Source organism: Pseudomonadota bacterium (assembly GCA_022361155.1).
Taxonomy (GTDB): domain Bacteria; phylum Myxococcota_A; class Polyangia; order Polyangiales; family JAKSBK01; genus JAKSBK01.
Genome location: JAKSBK010000307.1, coordinates 1 through 18,560, shown reverse-complemented (window position 1 = coordinate 18,560; position 18,560 = coordinate 1). Strand labels below are relative to the sequence as shown.

Sequence of the window (18,560 nt, the reverse complement as noted above, 5' to 3'; positions counted from 1 at the left end):
CGCCACGGGCTCACAAGAGGCTTCAGGAGTTTCCGGGTCAGACGTCGAGCTCCGCGGCCTGTACGGCTGGCGCATGCTCCATGATAAAGCGGTAACGCTCCGAGGCATCGCGACCCATGAGCGCGTTGACTGCCCGGTCGGCCTCCAGCTCGCTTTCGATGGTGACCCGAAGAGCGCGCCGCCGGCCCGGGTCCAGCGTCGTCTGTTTCAGCTCGGCCGCCGACATCTCTCCAAGCCCCTTGAAGCGACTGATATCGATCTTCGCGCCTTCGCCCAGCTGTGACAGCAGCCGATCCTTCTCCTCGTCGTCCAGGATCCAGTGCGTCTCCTTGCCCACGTCGATCCGATAGAGCGGTGGCAGCGCGAGATACACGTAACCACGCCGAATCAGCTCCGGCAGGTGCCTGAAGAAGAACGTCAAGAGCAGCGTCGAGATGTGATAGCCATCGGAATCCGCATCCATCAAAAGAAAGATCCTACCGTAGCGGAGGCGTGTAAGGTCGAAGCTCTTGCCGACGCCACACCCCAAGACAGAAACCACATCCTGAAGCTCGCGGTTGCCAAGCACGGCTGCAGTGCTGGCCCGCTCGGCGTTCAGCACTTTGCCTCGCAGAGGCAGGATCGCTTGCGTCGTCCGATCCCGGCCCTGCTTCGCATTGCCACCGGCGCTGTCGCCCTCCACCAGAAAGAGCTCGCTGACGCTGGGATCGGTGCTCGAGCAGTCGGCAAGTTTACCCGGGAGGTTCAGTCGATGACTGACGGCCGTCTTGCGCTGCACCTGCTGGCTGGCGGCTCGACTGGCTTCGCGCGCCCGGGCCGCCGCGATGATGCGGGCCACGATGGCCTCCGCCAGGCTGCTGTTGTCGTGAAGCCACTGCTCGAGCGCCGTTCGTAGTGTGCCCTCGACCTGCGACGACACTTCAGGGTTGTTCAAGCGGTCCTTGGTCTGACCCTGAAACTGCGGTTCGTGCACATATACGCTCAGGATGACCACCAGCCCCTCCCGAATGTCCTCGGCCGTGACACTGACGCCTTTGGGAGACAGCTTGTGGGTCAACATGTAGTTGCGGATGGCCTTGCCGATACCCTGCTTGAGGCCGTTCTCGTGCGTCCCCCCCGAAGGCGTCGGAATGCCGTTGGCGTACGACCTCACAACGTCGTCTGTCGCTTCCGTCCACTGCAGCGCCAATTCAATGCGGGTGTCCCCGTTGCGTTCCAGGGTGAACGCAGCGGGATGGATGGCGGCCTTGCCGCGCTCCGCCACAAGCTTGCCCAAGAAATCCACGATGCCGCCGGGGTGAAAAAACTGCTCGCGCTTGTTCGTGGCTCCATCGACGAAGACTAGCTTCAGTCCTTTGTGCAAATAGGCCTTGGCCTCGAGCCGGTCGCGCACCCTTGCAACGTCGAAGGCCATCTTCTTGCCGAAGATTTCCGGATCCGGTCGGAAGTCGATCCTCGTGCCGCGCTGCTTCGTCGCCGCAAGCTTCTTCAGCTTCGAGGTCGGCGCGCCCCGAGAGAAGCTCTGCCGGTATTCGTGACCCTGGCGGCGAACGTTTACGTCCATCCCTTGCGAAAGCGCGTTGACGACCGACGATCCCACTCCGTGCAGTCCACCGGCCACTTGATAGCTCGCATTCCGAAACTTGCCACCCGCGTGAAGCGTGCAGAGGATCAGCTCGAGCGCTGGCTTCTTGAACTTGGGGTGCTTGTCGATGGGAATGCCGCGCCCGTCGTCGCCGACCGTTGCGCCCTTGTGATCCGGATGCAGCTGCACCTCGATCTTCTTCGCATGCCCGTTGATGGCCTCATCCACCGCATTGTCCAAGAGTTCCCACAGCAGCTGATGGTAGCCCCGCGCATCGACCCCGCCGATGTACATGGCCGGACGCTTGCGCACCGGCTCCAACCCCTCGAGCACTTCGATGTCTTTTGCTGTGTACGCGGCCGGTGCGGTCACGCCGGTTCCTCCAGTTGTGGCACGACGAGCTCCGGTGCTTGCACTGCCACAAAGCTACCGCGCTTGAACAGCACGTATCCCTTGCCGGCGCGCGCGGCGGTCTGATAGCGCCGCGTCGTTATCTTGTAGGCCTTGCCGCCCTCACGCAGCGCAACCAAGGCAGCGTCCTCTTGCCCCAACACTCTGGCCCCGATCACCGCGTCGTTTTCCTGCAGGCGGATCAGAATCACCCCCTTACCCGGACCCGACAGCAGCGCGATCTCATCCGAGTCGCAGATCACCGCCCTGCCCTGCTGCGTAACGCACGCAACCGGATCGCCCGGATCGCAGACCCCGACGTAGAGCACTTCATCGTTCTTGCCGACTCGCATGAACTTGCGGCCGCTGCGAGTGCTGGGGTCGCGATGACCGCGCAAGGAAAAGCGCAACGTCAACCCCCGTCGTGTCACCGCCAAAGCAAAGGGTGCCTCCGGCTCGGTCGCTTCCTCCGAAGCCTCTGGCACATCCAGAACGCGCGAGTCGAGACCGAGCATCGCGACGATTCGCTCACCGTCCCCCAACTTGAACAGCTTCTGCACCGGGACGCCGTAACCGCTGGTCGCGGGAATGTCGATGACGCGACATACGTAGCAGCTGCCCTGATTCGAAAACAGGGCGACACAGGCTTTGGTGGAGCCAGCTGCCACATCCAACAGGCTGTCGCCATCACGCATCCGGGTCGCCTTGAGATCCTTGACCTCGCGCTGGCGCTTGATCCAGCCCTGTTGTGTCAACAGCGCGACGGCATCCTCCTGCACGATGTACGCTTCCGCGTCGTATTCGGGTTCGTCAACCTCTGCACGAACCCGGGTGCGCCGCGGATCGCGATACGTGTCGGCCAGCTCCAACAGCTCGGCTCGGATCAGCTTCCAGCGCGCGGCGGGACTCTCGAGCAGCTGCGCAATGCGGGCGGCATCCTTGCGCTTGTCCTTGAGCTCTTTGCGGATCATCAAGATCTCGAGTTGTGCCAGCCTGTACAAACGTAGCTCCAGGATCGCATCCACCTGCGCCTGATCCAGATCGAAGCGCTTCATCAACCTGCCGGCGGCGTCCTGCCTGCCTTCCGCGCGGCGGATGATGCGAATAGCTTCATCGAGCGCGTCGAAGACGATTTCCAGGCCCTCGAGAACATGGATGCGCTTGAGCAATTCGTCGAGCTCGTACTGGAGCCGCTTCGTGACGACCTCCATGCGAAACGCGAGGAAATGGCGCAGCAGCGTGAGCAGATCGACCCGCGACGGTGCCGCGATGTCGGGATTGGCTGTGGGGACGAGACAGGTGAGGTTGACCTGCACGTTGCTCGCGAGCGGGGTGTGCTTGTAGAGGTAGGCCATGACCAGCTGCGGGTCGGCGTCCTTCTTGAGCTCGATCACGATGCGGCACTCCTCGGTGCTCTCGTCGCGGACATCCACCGCGCCCGGTAGCTTGCGCGCCACTATCACGTCGGCGACCCGCTTGACGATCGTGCCGCGTTCCACTCCATAGGGAATGGTATCGATCACGATGGAGCCCCCGCGACGCGACTCCACCCCACGCCAGGTCGCGCGCAGCTTCAGCGTGCCCTGGCCGCAGGCGTAGATCGCTGCGAGCTCCCCTTTGGTGCCGAGGAGCTCTCCCCCGGTTGGGAAATCCGGCCCGCGAATGGACCGGAGCAGCTGGCGCAGGCTGAGCTCTGGGTCGTCGATCAGCGCCACGCAGGCTTTGACGACCTCGCCGAGGTTGTGAGGCGGAATCGAGGTGGCCATGCCCACGGCGATGCCCTGGGAGCCATTGACCAGCAGGTTCGGAAAGCGTGCCGGCAAGACCACAGGCTCGAAGCGCATTGCGTCGTAGCTGGGCCGGTACGCGACCGTTTGCTGTCCGAGCTCGCGAAGCAGCTCATCAGCGAGCGCCTGCAATCGCGCCTCGGTGTAGCGCATGGCTGCGGCGGCGTCTCCGTCCGGCGACCCGAAATTGCCGTGGCCTTCGACCAGCGGCGCGCGCATCACAAAGGGCTGGGCAAGCCGCACCAGGGCGTCGTAGAGCGCCGTGTCTCCATGCGGATGGTACTTACCCATGACGTCCCCCACTATGGCCGCGCACTTGCGCGGCTTGGCGTCGTGCCGCAGCCGCAGTTCCCTGTACATCGTGAAGAGAATGCGGCGCTGGACAGGCTTGAGCCCGTCCCGCACGTCGGGCAGTGCGCGCGAGGTGATGACGCTGAGCGCGTAATGCAGGTAACGGCGTCGCGCCTCCTGCACCAGAGGCGCGTCGTCGATCACCGGTGGTCCCGCCGCACCCGCACCTCCCTCGAACAGCTTGAGCTGATTCTGTCTTCGCCGTGCCACGTCATCTCCTAAGGCGTGAGAGCCGCATCCACTGAACAAGCATGTAGCAGCGCAGACCGCTCGAACGCAAGAAACATGCACATGCCCGAGAAGCCAGCCGCGAGGGTCGGCACGCTGGAGGGCTGCACCAGGGCGGCGGCGAGTCACGACCGGCCCGGGCTGGCGCAGGATCCCAAAACGGGCTAGCACCGAAACACCATGCGAACCTACATATCGATCGACATGGAGGGCGTGGCCGGAGTCGTGCACGCCGATCATTGCCGGCGTGGCGCCGCTGACTTCGAGCTCGCACGGCACTGGATGACCGCCGAAGCCAACGCGGCCGCACTCGGAGCTTTCGACGCAGGCGCAGCCCACGTGCTTGTCAACGACTCGCACGGGGACATGCGCAATCTGCTGCTCGACGAGCTCGACGAACGCGTCGAAATCTTGTCCGGCTCGCTCAAACCGCACTCGATGGTGGCTGGAGTCGACGCGGGCTTCGACGTTGCCTTGTTCGTCGGCTATCACGCCGGCGCCGGCACGGCCCTGGCCATCCTGGATCACACCTATGCCGGTCGAGTCGCAGCCAGCGTCCGCATCAACGGTCGCCCTTTCAACGAGGCGGGCCTCAACGCGCTCGTCTGTGGCCAGCACCAAACGCCCGTCGGTCTCGTCACCGGCGACGAAACCACCTGTATTCAGTCTGCCGAGCTGATCGACGGAATCGAAACGGTAGCCGTCAAGCGCGCGCTGTCCCGCTATTCGGCGCAATCCCAGCACCCGAAGACCGCCCGGGCACGGATTCGAGCGGCAGCCACCCGGGTCTGCCGCAGAGCCGGAGAACTGCGACCGTTCGTTGTCGACGGGCCGCTCTTGCTGGAAACCGATTGTGTCACCAGCGCGATGGCCGACGCCTGCGAGCTCCTTCCCAAAACCGTCCGTGCTTCTGCAAGAACGCTCCGCTACCAGGCACCGGATCCCGCCACCCTGCTGAGCGTCCTGCGAGCCTGGATGCTGCTGGGCGCGAGCACGATTCCGGCGTAGTTCCAAGTCAGCGCCTTGTGCAAAGCCGCTCGGAACGCTGCCCGAGCCGTCGTCGCCGCGAACAACTCGGTCAACGGTTACGGCGAGCCGGTGCTGAGCTCGACAAGGTCGTATTCGTTGTCGCCATGATTGTGAATGTGAAAGAGGACCTGCGCACCCGCGGCGATATCCTGGGGGGCGATCCAGGTCTTGCTGATCAACCCGCTTTTGCGCGGGATCGGCAAGTGCTTGTCCAGCACCACGTGATCCCCGATCCACAGAGCGCTGTGGACCCGGGCGCCTGGCGGTGCAGTGAGGCGGAAGTGCCAGAGCCGCAGCTTGATTCGATCGCCCTTGCGGATATCGACGATCGTGGATTGACGCGCCGCCATGTAGTTGCACTTGTCGGTCTTCACGAAGAAGGCTTCTTCGCCCGCCAAGATCTCACGTCCGTAGGACCTGCGATCGCACGCGATGGAGCTCGGCCTGTGGCTGGAAGGATCCTCCGCCGAGCTTGCGGGACGCCAGAGGCGATGACTCACGAGCATCCGGCGCTGCCGCAAGGGTCCGGCTCCGCCATCGGCCCCGGGGGCATCCGGCGCCGCGGCGTCCGTCACGAGGGCGTCACGGCCAGCGTCTGCTCCTGCAGGCAGCGGCACGGCGCCGGTGGAGGCATCGCCGCCCGAGCAGCCCGCGAGCAGCCAAAGCAGCACCGCTCGCCCGAGGCGCGGACAGGAGTCGAGACACGAGGTCAGCGTTTCGCGCCTTGCGCGATCCATTGCTCGATCATACGAATCTTGTGCTCGCAGAGCATGCCGTTCGGAGGCGGCGGCATGGCGGTGGCAGGGATGCCTGTGCTGCCCCGGGCGGCGATGTCCATTCCGCTCAGTTTGTTGAGCAGGTAGCTCTTGCCAGGATCACCGGGCTCGATGATTGCGACGGCCGGCCGCTGGCGAGAGGGCTGCCGAACGGCGGTGTCGAATACGTCCGACACCGTCGCCATCCTCAACCCCTCTTTCGCCGAGCCGCCGGCGTGGCAGGAGGTACTGAGCCCGCAGCTCGTCTTGAAGATGCTCTTGTGCAGCGACTGGATGTCCGGAGTGATCGGATCGATGCAGCGCTTTCCGCAGCGTGTCTGGCCTGCACCACAAGCGCCGGCGTCGCTTCCGGGCTCGCCTGGCGGGGCGTCGCTTGCAGCGTCGGAGCCACGCCCGCCCGCGCCCCCTCCGGCATCCAATCCAGGCTCCGAGCCGGCGTCGGCTGGAACCTGAGCTTGTTCCGAGTCGCAGCCGGCCACGACCAGCAATCCCAGTCCCAGGGCAAGCAGCGCCGCAGCCTCCGGCGCCGGCCGACTCACTTGCAGGTGGCTCCAAGCAATCCGCTGGTTTCGGTCCCGCAAGGCCCCGAGCTGAGGCAATCGATGGTGCAGGTGCCGATGGCCTGCGGCAGGCACTCGGCGAAGCACTCCTTGACGCAGCTCTCGGCCACGGCCTGCACCTGCTCCCCGAGGCAGCGCAGGCTGCGCACGTTGCGGCAGCTTGTGTTGGTCTGGACGAAATCCACGCTGCCCAGGCAAGCGCTGCAAGCCATCGCATCCGGCACATCGCAGACCTCGGCACAGCCCCCGGCCGCCTGCGGCAATCCGCGACAGACCTGGTCGAGGGCCTGTTGGCGGGTAGCCTGCCGGCAGCGTGCTTCAGCCTCGTGCAAGCTTTCAGCTGAGGTGGCGCAGGTACCGTCGGAGCCATCGCTGCCGAACTTCTCGGCGCAGCCGCCCTCCGCCACTGCCGTGATCGCACACAAGGTCTGGTACTCGCTGGCGGCCGCAGTGCACTGCCGTTGGCAGGTGTCCAGGTTGTCGCCGGCGCAATCCAAATAGGCTCGGCTGAACTGCCCGACGGCCTCGCAGCTCTGGGTGAAACAGGCTTGGGTCGCGTAGCGGTCCTCGGGCGACCTGCAGCGCTTGGAGCCACAGGTTTCGAAGTCGAGCGGACCGTTCCACAGGCACTCCAGGAAACCGGCTCCCGACAGCGCCCCGTCTCCGATGTTGTAGCCCGCATTGACGATGCCCTCGTCCCGTTCCATGGCGCAATTCGAGAGCGCATCGTTTTTGGGCCAGTACAAGCCGATGAACATGCACATCTCATCGCTCGTATCGAGCCCCTGCGCAACGTCACGTTGCTCTGGGTTTTCGTACTGACACTCGTAGTCTATCCACTGTCCCGTCTTCAGCTCCAGCGGCGTTTCGAACACCCTCGGCTCCGGCGCCTCCCACTCCGTGGTCTCGTAGAGCATCTGAATCGTCGAGCTGCTGGGGTCGTAGGGGCTCGCATCGAGCCAACGGGCGCTGTAGCCCACGCCCCGGGCGTGCATGTGCGAGACCGCGCTCCCAAGCTGAATGTCCTGCGTCATGGGACATGCCATCCGGGCCCGAGCCATCCCTTGTGCCGGAACGCTAATGAAGGGATTATAGAAGAACAGCACCCCAGCCTCCTGCTGAACTTCGGCCCTGGGAATGCCCTTGAGCCCGATCTTCATGCAGGCGCTCAGGTCCTCGTCCGTTGCGTTCAGCAGATGGTAGTTCATGACCACGAGGGAGTTCGCTGGGATCCTCAAGGCCACGCCTTCGGGGATTTGCCCGTCGGCCGTGAGGTTGCCCGTACCTTGGCTGCCCGAGAGCACCGAGGTCACGTCGAATCGGGAATTCGGCGCATCCTCGCAGGGGACGACCTTGCCCAGCTCGACCGGCTCCCCCTTCAGGTCCTTGGCGGGCACCTCCGTGTAGCCGGTGAGAAACAGCAAGCCATGGTGCGAGCCCTTGTTCATGATCACCTCGGACTCGCTCATGAACAGATCCTCTGGCCCCGTCCGATGGAGGGAACACACCTCGCGTTCCTCGCCAGAAGCGATGAATTGTCCGATCTCGAAGACCTCATCCCACTCCTGGGCGCTTAGCGTGAGGCCGCGACAGCCGCCGAGGACGTTGTCGATCACACCTGCTATCTGTGCCTCGCTCGGTGCCGGCCCCGGATCGCCCGCAGGACCCGCAGGACCCGCTTCACCCGGCGCCCCCGGCTCGCCGGCAGGACCCGCATCACCGGCGCAGCCGATCAACAACACAAACAACAACGCAAACAACAAGGCCTTGGTCTCAACCACCAGAGGGGTGTTCCCTATCTCACGCATTAGCCGCTCCTCCTGATTATCGTCCGTTGACCAACATGCACCGCTCGGGCGCTCGCTTGCCCCAGCTCCTGCGCGTTCCGTTGCCTGGCACGTGCTGCAACCGGTACTGGCCTCCCTCTGCCACGATGGAAGCCCAACCTAGCCGGCCGGCAAGCCGATTTCAAGCCGCCTGGTACCAACCCGTTCAGCGCTCTGGTCGTTGTACCTCTAGTGGCCGAGGCGGGCGTTGGCAGCGTCCACGGTGTTGCTGAGCAGCATCGCAATGGTCATGGGTCCGACCCCACCTGGAACCGGCGTGATCCAGCTGGCTCGCTCCCTTGCAGCCTCGAAATCCACGTCTCCTCGGAGTCGGCCTTCCGCGTCTCTGTTAATTCCCACGTCGATCACGACGGCCCCCGGCTTGATCCAGGCACCCCGCACCAGTCCCGCTCGACCGGCAGCGGCTACCACGATGTCGCCCTGTTGCACCACGTCAGCGAGCGACTTGGTTCGGGAATGCGCAACCGTGACCGTTGCGTTGCGCTGCAGCAGCAAGTGCGCCAACGGTTTGCCCACGAGCTTGCTACGACCCACGATAACGGCGTGCTTCCCCTGTGGATCACAGCCTGCCTCCGCCAGCAGCCGCATGCACCCGAGCGGCGTACAGGGTCTCAAACCAGGCTGGTCGCACACCAGTCGAGCCACGCTTTCGTTCGTCAGCCCGTCTACGTCCTTCCCAGCGCGAATCTGGCTGAGCATGGCATCGGGATCGAGCTGCCCTGGCAGCGGCATCTGAAGCAGGATGCCGTCCACCAGCGGATCGGCATCCAAACGGGTAAGCAGCTCGCCGAGCCGCCCGGCCGTGGTGTCCGCGGGGAGGTGGTGAACGTTGCTTCGAATCCCGACCTTGCCGCTCGCGCGCTCCTTGTTTCGGACGTACACCTGCGAAGCGGCGTCGTCACCCACCAGCACGACTTCGAGCCCAGGGGGGCGTCCGTGGCGTGCCGCAAAAGCATCGGCCCGTCCACGGACCTGCTCGCGAACCGCCGCAGCAACAGACTTGCCATCGATAAGCTGCCCAGGCATTTTCGCCCGATCCCTGGTTCCTGGTTCCTGGTCTAGCGTGCTCCCGGACACTAACAGCCGCGCTCGCGGCACGCTACCCGGAGCCCTCTACCACACGTAGCTTTTTCAGGTTGGTGCTCGTCGAGACAACCGGTGCCACAGCGGCAGCACGCACAGAAGCAAGCCAACACTGACCAGCTGCGACGTGGACCATCCCGCAATCGATCCGCGATCGTCGGCGCGCAGAAACTCCAGCGCAAAGCGGAGTGCGGCGTAGAGCCCGACCGACAGGCAAAACACCTCTCCGTCAAAACGCTTCCTGGGATGACCCCACAGGCCCAGGTAGATGGCGATCAGCAGGCTGCCCAAAGCCTCGTAGAGCTGGCTGGGATGTACCGGCAGCGACGCAAGCGCCTTACTCTCGAGGAGCTGCAATTCGAACTGCTTGCGGCTCGCGGCAGACCCTGGTGGAAAGGACAGGCCAATGGCCGAGTCCGTGGTCACGCCAAAACAGCAGCCCGCAAAGAAGCAGCCCAGCCTGCCAAAGAAGATACCAAGCGGCGTAACCAGGCCGGCAAGATCCACGACGCGCCACAGCGGCAGCCCCTCTCGAACAACGAACCACGAGCCGGCCGCTACAGCCCCGGCCAGCCCGCCATAGTAGGTCAGTCCACCGTTCCAGAACTTCGCCCAAGCGAAACAGTCGCGGCCCGGAGGATGGCATGTGTGCGCGCCCCCGTTCCATCGCCCGCCCAGCTGGTCGCACTCCAGCTGCGTGGCGACCGTGCGCCAAACCACCTGGGTGGGGTCCGTGCACAAGTGGACGTAGTCCCAGAAATAGCCGTCCGCCAGGACGTGCAAGATACGCGCGCCAGCGACCCCAGCCACAAGGCAAATAAGGGCGAGATCGATCAACAGATCCTGATCGATATCCAGCCTTCGAGCGCAGCGCACAGCCAGGAACACTGCCGCTGCGAACCCCGCCACGAGCATGACGAAGTACGCGGGAATCGGTTCCCCGAGCAGATGGCCGAACGTAGGGTGCACTAGTCCAGTTCTAGTACTAGAACACGGACACCAGTGCTGCACTGACAGCGATTTCGTCCTTGAAATCGCTGAAATCGTAGAACTCTCCCTGCAGCTTCAGTCGGAGCGTGTGGTCGAAGACCACGTTCACCGCGGGCGTGTAGCGCAACACCAGCGAGTCCTTGCGCAGCGGGCTGGTGGCAAGCACGTTGCCAAGGCGCCGGATTCCGTCGAAACGAGCCACGAGCTCCAGTCGGGGAGTCACCTCCATGTTGGCCTGGGCATAAAACCCATCCTTGAGGAAGTAGCTCGACCAGAAGTCCCCCCCGTTCTTCTTGACCGGAAGATAGGCGAAACGGTTGAACGGATCGGTACCAACTCGGACCTCGGTGCGCCTGCGCAGGTACTCCGCTCGAAGATCGACTTTGCCCAGCCGCGCGTAGAAATCCGCTCCGGCAAGTGTGTATCCGAGACGATTGTCCGGATCGTAGGTTCCATGCATGGCCGAGCCGCCCAGTGTAACCGTGGCGGCGGATCCAAGATCCAACGTCAGCGCGAGGCGCCCACCAAGGGCTGGCCTCGAGTTGTTGTCGACGTAGTAGAACGAACCCGAACGCGACTGGATATAGTCGAGTCCGGAACCGTCCCTGCTCCCTTTGAAGCCGCTGACAACGTACATGGCATAGTCCACCTGCAGCGACTCACCAAACCAGTGCGTTCCATTGACCTCGACTCCGTTGTCGACATACGGCGAGGGCATCACGCTCATGTTGTACTCACGCAAGCGCAGCATCCGCCCCATGTCGTACGGCAGGGGCTTATTGATCGTGCGATGGTTCGCTGGGTCGTGGCGCAGGGGGAAATCACCAAAGGCAGGGTTGAAACGGCCCACACGAAAGTTGATCTCGTCGGCCGCCCAAAAATCCATGAACGCCATGTCGAATTCGACACCGTGACACCCGTAGCAGAGCTTGACCTGCGCTGACACACGCTCCGTGAAGTCCACGGCCAATTTGATCGTCACCTCCGTGATGAAACCGTCGAAAGTCTGTTTACGAGCATTCGAGTTGGTGGGAACAAACACGTAACTCCCCTGGGCCGAGCCGGCGAGGTTACGGTCCTGGCTGCTTGCTCCGGGTGGTTGCAGGCTCCCGGCGACGAACGCGGTGGCCAAGCCCGCGCCGATCAGCAGAAGCGGCTTGATACGGTCTCGTTGGCCTGGTGACATGCTAGCCTTCCTCTAGGGCTGCTGGGATGGATCGAGGGGTTGGTGAGGCGGTTGAGCTTGTTGCCGCGGGTTCGGTGCGTGCTGCTCGGAAGGGGCTTGCTCGGACGGCTGCGCGGCGGCAGGCACCGGCCGGACCCCCGGGTTCGGGGCGATGAGGTCCGCCCCCGTCGGCTCCGAAGACGCCTGCGGCTCATCCTGAAGGGGTTTCAGCCCCTTGATCTCCAGGGTGTAGTAGTGCAGGAACGTGAGGATCACCTTGGCTTCGCGCGGGTTGATGCCACTACCGGGTTGACGCATCATGCGATGGACGTACCTGTTCCAGTGCTCGACTCGCCGAACGTAAGCGTTCAGTGGACGCGCGATAGTGTGACAGCGGCTGCAGTGGGAAGCGAAAACGTGGTACGCCGTCCGGACCTCGGATGGCAGTTTCTCCAGGTCGATCCTCGAGTCGACGCCTCCCGTGCGCTGCATTCCGCCACAGCCGGCGGCAAGTGTCGCGGCCAACGCGACACTTGCAAGGCGTCGGGTCAGGAGAGGCGCCGGTCGATCAGTTCTCAAGGGCTCCCTCAGCGATCCAGTCCTTGATGAGCTGGATTTCGCTATCCGAGAGAAAGGGGGGGCCCGTGCGAGGCATTCTGGTTCCGAACGGTGGCGATTCACCGACCTTCTGCACGAGCAGGCTCTCGCAGGGCTTTCCGGGAGCCACGATCGGAATCGCCGCGCCTGTCCCGCCCGCCATCAGCGTACTGAACGTTGACAGATCCAATCCGGTCGACATGAGCCCTACCGGGTTAGGGGAAGTCGGCAGATGACAGCCGCACCCCGGCGCTGGCGGCGGCCGCAGAAAGAGCGGGAGGATCTGATTCGAGAACGACACATCCCGGTCGGGATCGCTGTCACCGATTGGACTGCATCGATATGGGCTGACAGCTCCCACTTCGGGCTCGGCGAGGTGTTCCGCCAGACACCCACCGGACACCACGCAGCAGAGGCATGCCAACCACGCGGTCGTTCTCACTCCAGTCCCGCTTCCCATTGGATCGCGTTATTCACGTAGTTGTCGGTGACTTCGTGCCTAACTATCGCTGCGCTGCCTCGCTGCGTGTAAACGAGCTCACCGCCTGGTGCCCTATTGAACATCTCTGCTTCTGACATGAAACACTGCGCTGAGTCAATCAAGGTCACGCGCACCTCACGCCAGAGCGGACTGTACTCCGGCACCTTGCAACCTCCCATCTGCGGCGGCAATCGCCGGGGAAACTGAAACACACGCGGACACGACGGCCCGCCTGTCTCACGTTCGAACATGTACACGAGCCCAGTCGCAACGAGCCCTGCGGTGTCGAGCTTGTACACACCCGAAGGCGGCCCCATCGGGTTGCACGGATCCGGATCCATGCGCCCGAGGTGGTAGTAATAGACCTTGTGGCCTTTGTAGAATCCCCCGTGGGGCGGCACCGGGGGCGCGCCCAAGCCCACATCGAGCCGGGCAAGCGGCGATACAACCGGGCAGTTTGCCCACATCCCCATGTCCATCGGCTCGGCAGCCATGCCAACCTGCACCGCATGACTGATGGCCTGGAAACTCGCCAGGATAGGTCGGCCACGGAATTCGTAGTCGGCTTCGTTAATGCACACAGCCGACATCGACCAGAACGGGCTGTACGACGAGTCGCCCGGAACCACATCGATCAGGTTGGGGTGCGTCATGAACACAGGAGCTGCCGGGTTTTGATTGTCGATCGGCTCGCGCAGCGGCAGCTGCCCTTCATCGCCCATCAGAGGCTTGCCGTCCAATCCGCAGCGCCTAAAAAGCCACACCGGTACGGCAAAACGGGGCGCCACGCCGAAATCCCAAAACATGACCTCCTGGCCTCCCGCGTAGGCCTTCTGTCTGGGAATGTAGAGCGAGTCGATACCATCGAACTTGTCGATTTGTTGCATCAAACGTGGATTGGACGTGCACTCGGGAACAGGCACATCGAACGGTAGCCACTCGGGGCTATCGACGACGTCGTCCGAGGCGCGGGGACCCAGGCAGGCAAGTGTGCCGAAAGCGCTCGCAATCACCAGAATGCGGGCGGAAGGTGGAAGTTGCATGCTTGCTCTCCTTAGGGCCCGTTCAAGAATGGCTTTCCCGTTTCGCCGGCTCCGACCGCCCTTGGGCCCAGCCAAGCATAACTCGATCGGCCGCGGCCGTGCAGGGCGACGCGCTCGCGGCTCACGTCGATCAAGAAAAGCCCTCGAAAACAGCGCCGACACCGAGTTGTTGTCGAGTGGGCCCTTAGGGCCCGCAGAAGAATAACTCATCCATCTCACCGGTTCCGACCACCGCTGGCTAGGTTGCGCCTCCTCGAAATATCCCCAATACCCCTCGTCGTTGCGCCTTGCCAACGGCGCCCGGCCCTCGGCGATACAGACGAGCTATTCTTCCGTGGGCCCTTAGCGTGGCTTGCGGAACTGAACCACGAAGGCTGCCCTGGCTTCTCCCAGATCCGGCTTGCGCCGCGACACCACGCGAGCGATCACTCCCCGCACGCAGCGATCCAGACCCGGCAAGCCACCGCCGGAAGTCTCGACCGCGGAAGCGCGCCCGGTCGTGGTTATCCGAAACGCAACCCGCACCTCACCAAAGCCATCCTTCCCGACCCGCCGGGCCGCCGAAGTGTAGCAGCGATCGATATCGCCCTCAAGCCGCTGGACCGCCCGCCGGAGCACCGACGAGGGCAAGGGCCCTTGGACTTGCCACCGAGCTATTTGCGTCGTTGCATCAAGGACCGGAGGAGCTGCCGGGCGAGGCGCCGGGGGAGGCTGCGATGGTGCCGCGGCAGGCGGCATGGCTTGACCGGCTGGCGGAGGCTGCGGAGTCGCTCCGGACGGCGCCGCTGAGGGTGGCGGCGCTGGGACCGCTACCAGGGCTTGCGGTGACGTTTTCCGCGTGTCTTGTCTTTGCGTCGCAACGGCCGGGGACGCTTCCACCTTCTTGGCCTTCGCGGTTGGGCGGCGCGACGCGGTTCGAGCCGATCGCTTCTTCTTCTGCTTCTTGATTGCTGGGCGTTTTGGTGTCCAACCCCGCTTCGGCGGTTTGGCCTTGGGAGCCGGCCGGAAGGCAGGAGCCTCCTCGCCTTTCGTGCGCAGTGGCGCCGGGGGTATCGCAACCATATCCTCGAGCTCGTTGGGGGAGATCGGGGGAGCGATGCCATCCGGCGGAACGACGTCGTCCGGCGGAGCGATGGGGCGCTGTTCGACTGCAATCTCGCGCTCGACCGGAGGGGGGAACCTTTCGGGTACTTCGTTCATGGCAGCGGGAGTGGACGCTACGGCGACGACTTCGCCGGGGGCGACCAGAGCTGCGGAGCGCGTCTTCTTGACCAAGCCGTAAATGCCCACCCCGGCGGCCGACAAGAACATCGCGCCGGCGAGTAGCATGATCCGGCTGCCGGATCGGCTCTTGGCACTGGGCACGTCCAAGGGCCGCGAACCCCCCTTCTTTCGGCCATCTGGACGTGTATCCCTCTCGGAGCTCACCACACCCGACGCGTCGCCTTCGGTGTCCGAAGACCGAAGCGTGGGTAAGGGACCGCTGTGAGGAATGGGACCCAGCTGGAGACGGTCGGCCAGCTGCAGCAGGTCCCCGCGCATCTGACGTATCTCTTGATAGCGATCGTCGGGCTTCTTCTCCAGCGCCCTTAACACGATGGCATCAAAATGCGAGGACAGTTTGGGGTTGCACTGCGAGGGCGGGATCGGCGCCTCGTTGACCTGCTTGAGCACGGTCCCGACAGCGCTCTCCGAGGTAAACGGCACTCTCCCGGTGAGCAGCACGTACAGCAGGCAGCCGCAGGAGTACACGTCGCTGCGTTCGTCGAGCGGTTTGCCGCTGCACTGCTCCGGTGACATGAACTCCGGTGTGCCGGTGGCCATCTCCACGGTCTGGGCCATCACGCCCCCGGCCGCGCCGCGGGACTTGATCTTGGCGATGCCGAAGTCGAGGATCTTCACGACTTCGAGTTGCTGGCCGTCGTCGCCCTCTTTGGAGACCACGACGACGTTCTCAGGCTTCAGATCGCGGTGGACGATCCCCTTGGCGTGCGCAGCCGCGACCGCCGACAGAATCTGCGCCATGAGGTAGGTGGCCCGGCTTTGCGTCAACCCCTGTTCCTCGATCAAGAGACGGAGATTCGTGCCCTCCAAGAACTCCATGACGATATAGAGGGTGCCGTCTTGCTCCTGGCCGAAGTCGATTATCTCTACAACGTTCGGATGATGAATCAGGCTCGCCGCCTGTGCTTCGCGGTGAAAACGAGCCACCATCCGAGCTTCGTTCTGGTACGAGCCGTGCAGTATCTTGACGGCCACGGTGCGCCCCAAACCTGTGTGGGTCGCACGATAGACCTTGCCCATCGATCCCGTGCCGAGCACTTCACCCAGCTCGTACTTTGCGGCGATGACCCGACCGGTCAGCGGATCGCCGCCCGATGCTGCAGCTCTGGTCCCACTCATGGTCCCTGCCCTCCACCTCTCAGTCGCCCCGAACGCGTGCTCCCAAGCGCCATGCGACACCAACGCGCTGCGAGCATCACCTGTACGCCCTCGCAGCTCGCGTGCAGGCCATACCCGGACCCTTGTCGAGCACCGTGCACCGGTAGATCAGTATAGCCATCCCTGTCCCCACGAACCACAACCCGACATGGGCCGCCCCCCAGCCGCGGATCGTTCAACTCCGCACACAGCGCTGCGATCTGGCTCGCCAGGCTCCATGTTGCGTGTTGTATGTGTAGCATACTCTCTCACACCAGCCCTACGCCAGTCAATTGTACACCCAATCAGAGAAACTGGTCTAACCTCATTCGGCCTCGTGCAACGTCGTTCTAACATAAGCGAGCAGGGTCGGCGGGGCCCCGCACCTTCTCCAGGGCCCGCGGCAACGCTTGAGCGACTTCCCTGGCCAACATGCCTCGGTCGGAAACCGCCGCAAGCTCGGCAGCCCGCGCGTGCAGCACCGCTGCCGCGGAGGCGGCCTCCAAGGCTGGCAAGCCGGCCAATAGGGTTGCCACTACCCCGGACAGCACGTCACCGCTTCCCGCAGTGGCAAGGGCGGGCGTGCCCCGGCGACAGACACGCAGCCGTCCGCCGGGATCCGCCACCACCGTGCCCGCGCCTTTCAGGATCACGACAGCCCCCGACTCCGTTGCGATCCGGACAGCGGCTGCATAGCGATCGGCTTGGATCTGGCCGCTCGTGACGCCCAGCAGCCGAGCAGCCTCTCCGGGGTGCGGTGTGAGAACCCGAGGCGCCGGCGCACGCTTCAGAACCGGCAGCTCGCCGCTCAGCAGGGTCAAGGCGTCGGCGTCGAGCACGGTCGGCACGGGCGCCTGCTCGGCAAGCGCAAACACGAGCGAACGCGCCTCCTTTTCCAGGCCAAGGCCCGGTCCAACCACCACGGCGCTCTTGTCCGACGCCTCGCGCAGAGCGACCGGTACAGCTACCTCGAGTGAGTCGGAAAGCTCGATGGTCATGAGCTCGACCACCTTGCCGTCCAGGGAGCGCCGCGCAGCAGGCCGACAGGCAAGCGTCACCAGGCCCGCCCCTGAGCGCAGAGCACCCATGCCCGCAAGCATCGCCGCACCGGTGCGGCCCGGCGATCCAGCCACGACCAGGACATGACCCGCGCTGCCCTTATGGACATCGGGTTCACGCCTTGCCAGCCAGGCGCCCACGTCCGCAGGCTCCACAATCCGGGCCAACACTTCATCGGAAGCCGGCACACCGATAGGGATGCGGACGATCTTGCCGGCCAGCTCGGCTCCAGGGTATTGGTGCAGGCCTCGCTTGTGGGCTGCAAACGTTGTTGTCAACTGCGCTCGCACGGCCCTGCCGAGCACGCGCCCCGTGTCCGCGTCGACCCCGCTCGGAAGGTCCAGGGCCATCCGCGCGGCCCGACAGGAGTTGATACGCTCGATCGCTTCAGCGAAGTGCCCGGTCACGGGTCGATCGAGGCCCGTGCCGAACAGCCCTTCGACCACCAACGTCGCATCCGCCAGAGCGTCGCCCAGTGCTGAAAGCCCCGAGCCGGAACCGACCTCCGTCAGCGGAATCCCCAGATTGGCGAGCGCGTCCAGGTTGACCCGTGCGTCGCCGCGTACCGTCGATGCCTCCCCCAGCAACACGCACCGCGGACGATGACCTCGGACGCGTAGCTGCCGGGCCACCACCCACGCGTCGCCTCCGTTCTGACCGGTTCCGCCCACGATCACGATCCGCGCGAGCGAACGAGAGAAGTGCTCGAGCAGCGCGAGCGTGGCTCCCAAGCCGGCGTTCTCCATCAGAGCCAGGCTTGGAACGCCGAGTCGGTCCACGGCATCCCGGTCCAGGGCGCGCACCTCATCCCGGGTCCACAGGCCGATCATGCGCGCGCCTGCAAGCGTGCCGTTCGGCGCGCGCAAGTGAAGCACAGCGGCGGCGGTCCAACCAAAGCTAGTGTCCTGCATCCCAGATTTCGCACATGATTCATCGGCCCTTGACGCCGCTCGAGCCAGCGACCGTCCTGTTGACTATCTCCTTGAAATAGCGCCGCACTGCATCGAATGGAATCGCAGCCGGCGTCGATTCGCCGGCGCGAGCGACGCCAATCGCTCGCAGACTTGTGTACGAAACCAGGGATCCAGGACACTGGCATCGAGGGACAGTGTAACGCGGCTCGCGTTGCGGAGCCTCCTTAGGGCCCACGGAAGAACAACTCATCCAT

Annotated in this window: 14 protein-coding genes; 1 reads left to right on the top strand and 13 read right to left on the bottom strand. The window is 64.3% G+C overall.

Annotated features, from left to right (window positions below; translation table 11 throughout):
* Positions 1–37: 37 nt before the first annotated feature.
* Together MJD61_12050 and MJD61_12045 are read right to left on the bottom strand one after the other, a co-directional pair.
* Positions 38–1,957: a type IIA DNA topoisomerase subunit B gene (locus MJD61_12050; GenBank protein ID MCG8556001.1), complete on the bottom strand. Its 1,920-nt coding sequence runs from the start codon at positions 1,955–1,957 to the stop codon at positions 38–40.
* Complete coding sequence (locus MJD61_12045) at positions 1,954–4,323, bottom strand: DNA topoisomerase 4 subunit A (protein ID MCG8556000.1); 2,370 nt, start codon at positions 4,321–4,323, stop codon at positions 1,954–1,956. The genes MJD61_12050 and MJD61_12045 overlap by 4 nt, the downstream gene beginning before the upstream one ends.
* 198 nt (positions 4,324–4,521) lie before the next feature.
* On the opposite strand from MJD61_12045, the gene MJD61_12040 reads away from it, so the two are divergent.
* Positions 4,522–5,349, top strand: a complete 828-nt coding sequence (locus MJD61_12040; GenBank protein ID MCG8555999.1) for a M55 family metallopeptidase — start codon at positions 4,522–4,524, stop codon at positions 5,347–5,349.
* A gap of 77 nt (positions 5,350–5,426) precedes the next feature.
* Here the strand turns inward: MJD61_12040 and MJD61_12035 are convergent, their stop codons facing one another.
* The 11 genes from MJD61_12035 to MJD61_11985 all read right to left on the bottom strand — a co-directional run bounded on the left by MJD61_12035 (position 5,427) and on the right by MJD61_11985 (position 18,303).
* The gene (locus tag MJD61_12035; GenBank protein ID MCG8555998.1) at positions 5,427–6,107 is read right to left on the bottom strand and encodes a hypothetical protein; all 681 of its coding nucleotides are present in this window, start codon (positions 6,105–6,107) and stop codon (positions 5,427–5,429) included.
* Positions 6,080–6,685 carry a hypothetical protein gene (locus tag MJD61_12030; GenBank protein ID MCG8555997.1) on the bottom strand — a complete coding sequence of 202 codons (606 nt, stop codon included), beginning with the start codon at positions 6,683–6,685 and terminating at the stop codon, positions 6,080–6,082. The genes MJD61_12035 and MJD61_12030 overlap by 28 nt, the downstream gene beginning before the upstream one ends.
* Positions 6,682–8,514, bottom strand: a complete 1,833-nt coding sequence (locus MJD61_12025) for a collagen-like protein (GenBank protein MCG8555996.1) — start codon at positions 8,512–8,514, stop codon at positions 6,682–6,684. The genes MJD61_12030 and MJD61_12025 overlap by 4 nt, the downstream gene beginning before the upstream one ends.
* 207 nt (positions 8,515–8,721) lie before the next feature.
* On the bottom strand, positions 8,722–9,579 hold the full coding sequence (gene folD / locus MJD61_12020; GenBank protein ID MCG8555995.1) for a bifunctional methylenetetrahydrofolate dehydrogenase/methenyltetrahydrofolate cyclohydrolase FolD: 858 nt from the start codon (positions 9,577–9,579) through the stop codon (positions 8,722–8,724).
* Positions 9,580–9,684: 105 nt separating this feature from the next.
* A complete protein-coding gene (locus tag MJD61_12015) occupies positions 9,685–10,605 on the bottom strand; it encodes a prolipoprotein diacylglyceryl transferase (protein ID MCG8555994.1) in 921 nt (306 codons plus the stop codon).
* Between the two features lie 16 nt (positions 10,606–10,621).
* The gene (locus MJD61_12010; protein ID MCG8555993.1) at positions 10,622–11,812 is read right to left on the bottom strand and encodes a hypothetical protein; all 1,191 of its coding nucleotides are present in this window, start codon (positions 11,810–11,812) and stop codon (positions 10,622–10,624) included.
* Between the two features lie 12 nt (positions 11,813–11,824).
* Entirely contained in the window at positions 11,825–12,370 is a 546-nt protein-coding gene (locus MJD61_12005; GenBank protein MCG8555992.1) for a hypothetical protein, read from the bottom strand.
* On the bottom strand, positions 12,360–12,590 hold the full coding sequence (locus MJD61_12000) for a hypothetical protein (protein ID MCG8555991.1): 231 nt from the start codon (positions 12,588–12,590) through the stop codon (positions 12,360–12,362). Before MJD61_12000 ends, MJD61_12005 begins: the two co-directional genes overlap by 11 nt.
* Positions 12,591–12,826: 236 nt before the next feature.
* Positions 12,827–13,912 (bottom strand): hypothetical protein, encoded by a 1,086-nt coding sequence (locus MJD61_11995; GenBank protein ID MCG8555990.1) that lies wholly within the window; start codon positions 13,910–13,912, stop codon positions 12,827–12,829.
* 342 nt (positions 13,913–14,254) lie between these two features.
* Positions 14,255–16,315: a protein kinase gene (locus MJD61_11990; GenBank protein MCG8555989.1), complete on the bottom strand. Its 2,061-nt coding sequence runs from the start codon at positions 16,313–16,315 to the stop codon at positions 14,255–14,257.
* A 368-nt stretch (positions 16,316–16,683) separates the two neighbouring features.
* A complete protein-coding gene (locus MJD61_11985) occupies positions 16,684–18,303 on the bottom strand; it encodes an NAD(P)H-hydrate dehydratase (protein ID MCG8555988.1) in 1,620 nt (539 codons plus the stop codon).
* Positions 18,304–18,560 lie beyond the last annotated feature (257 nt).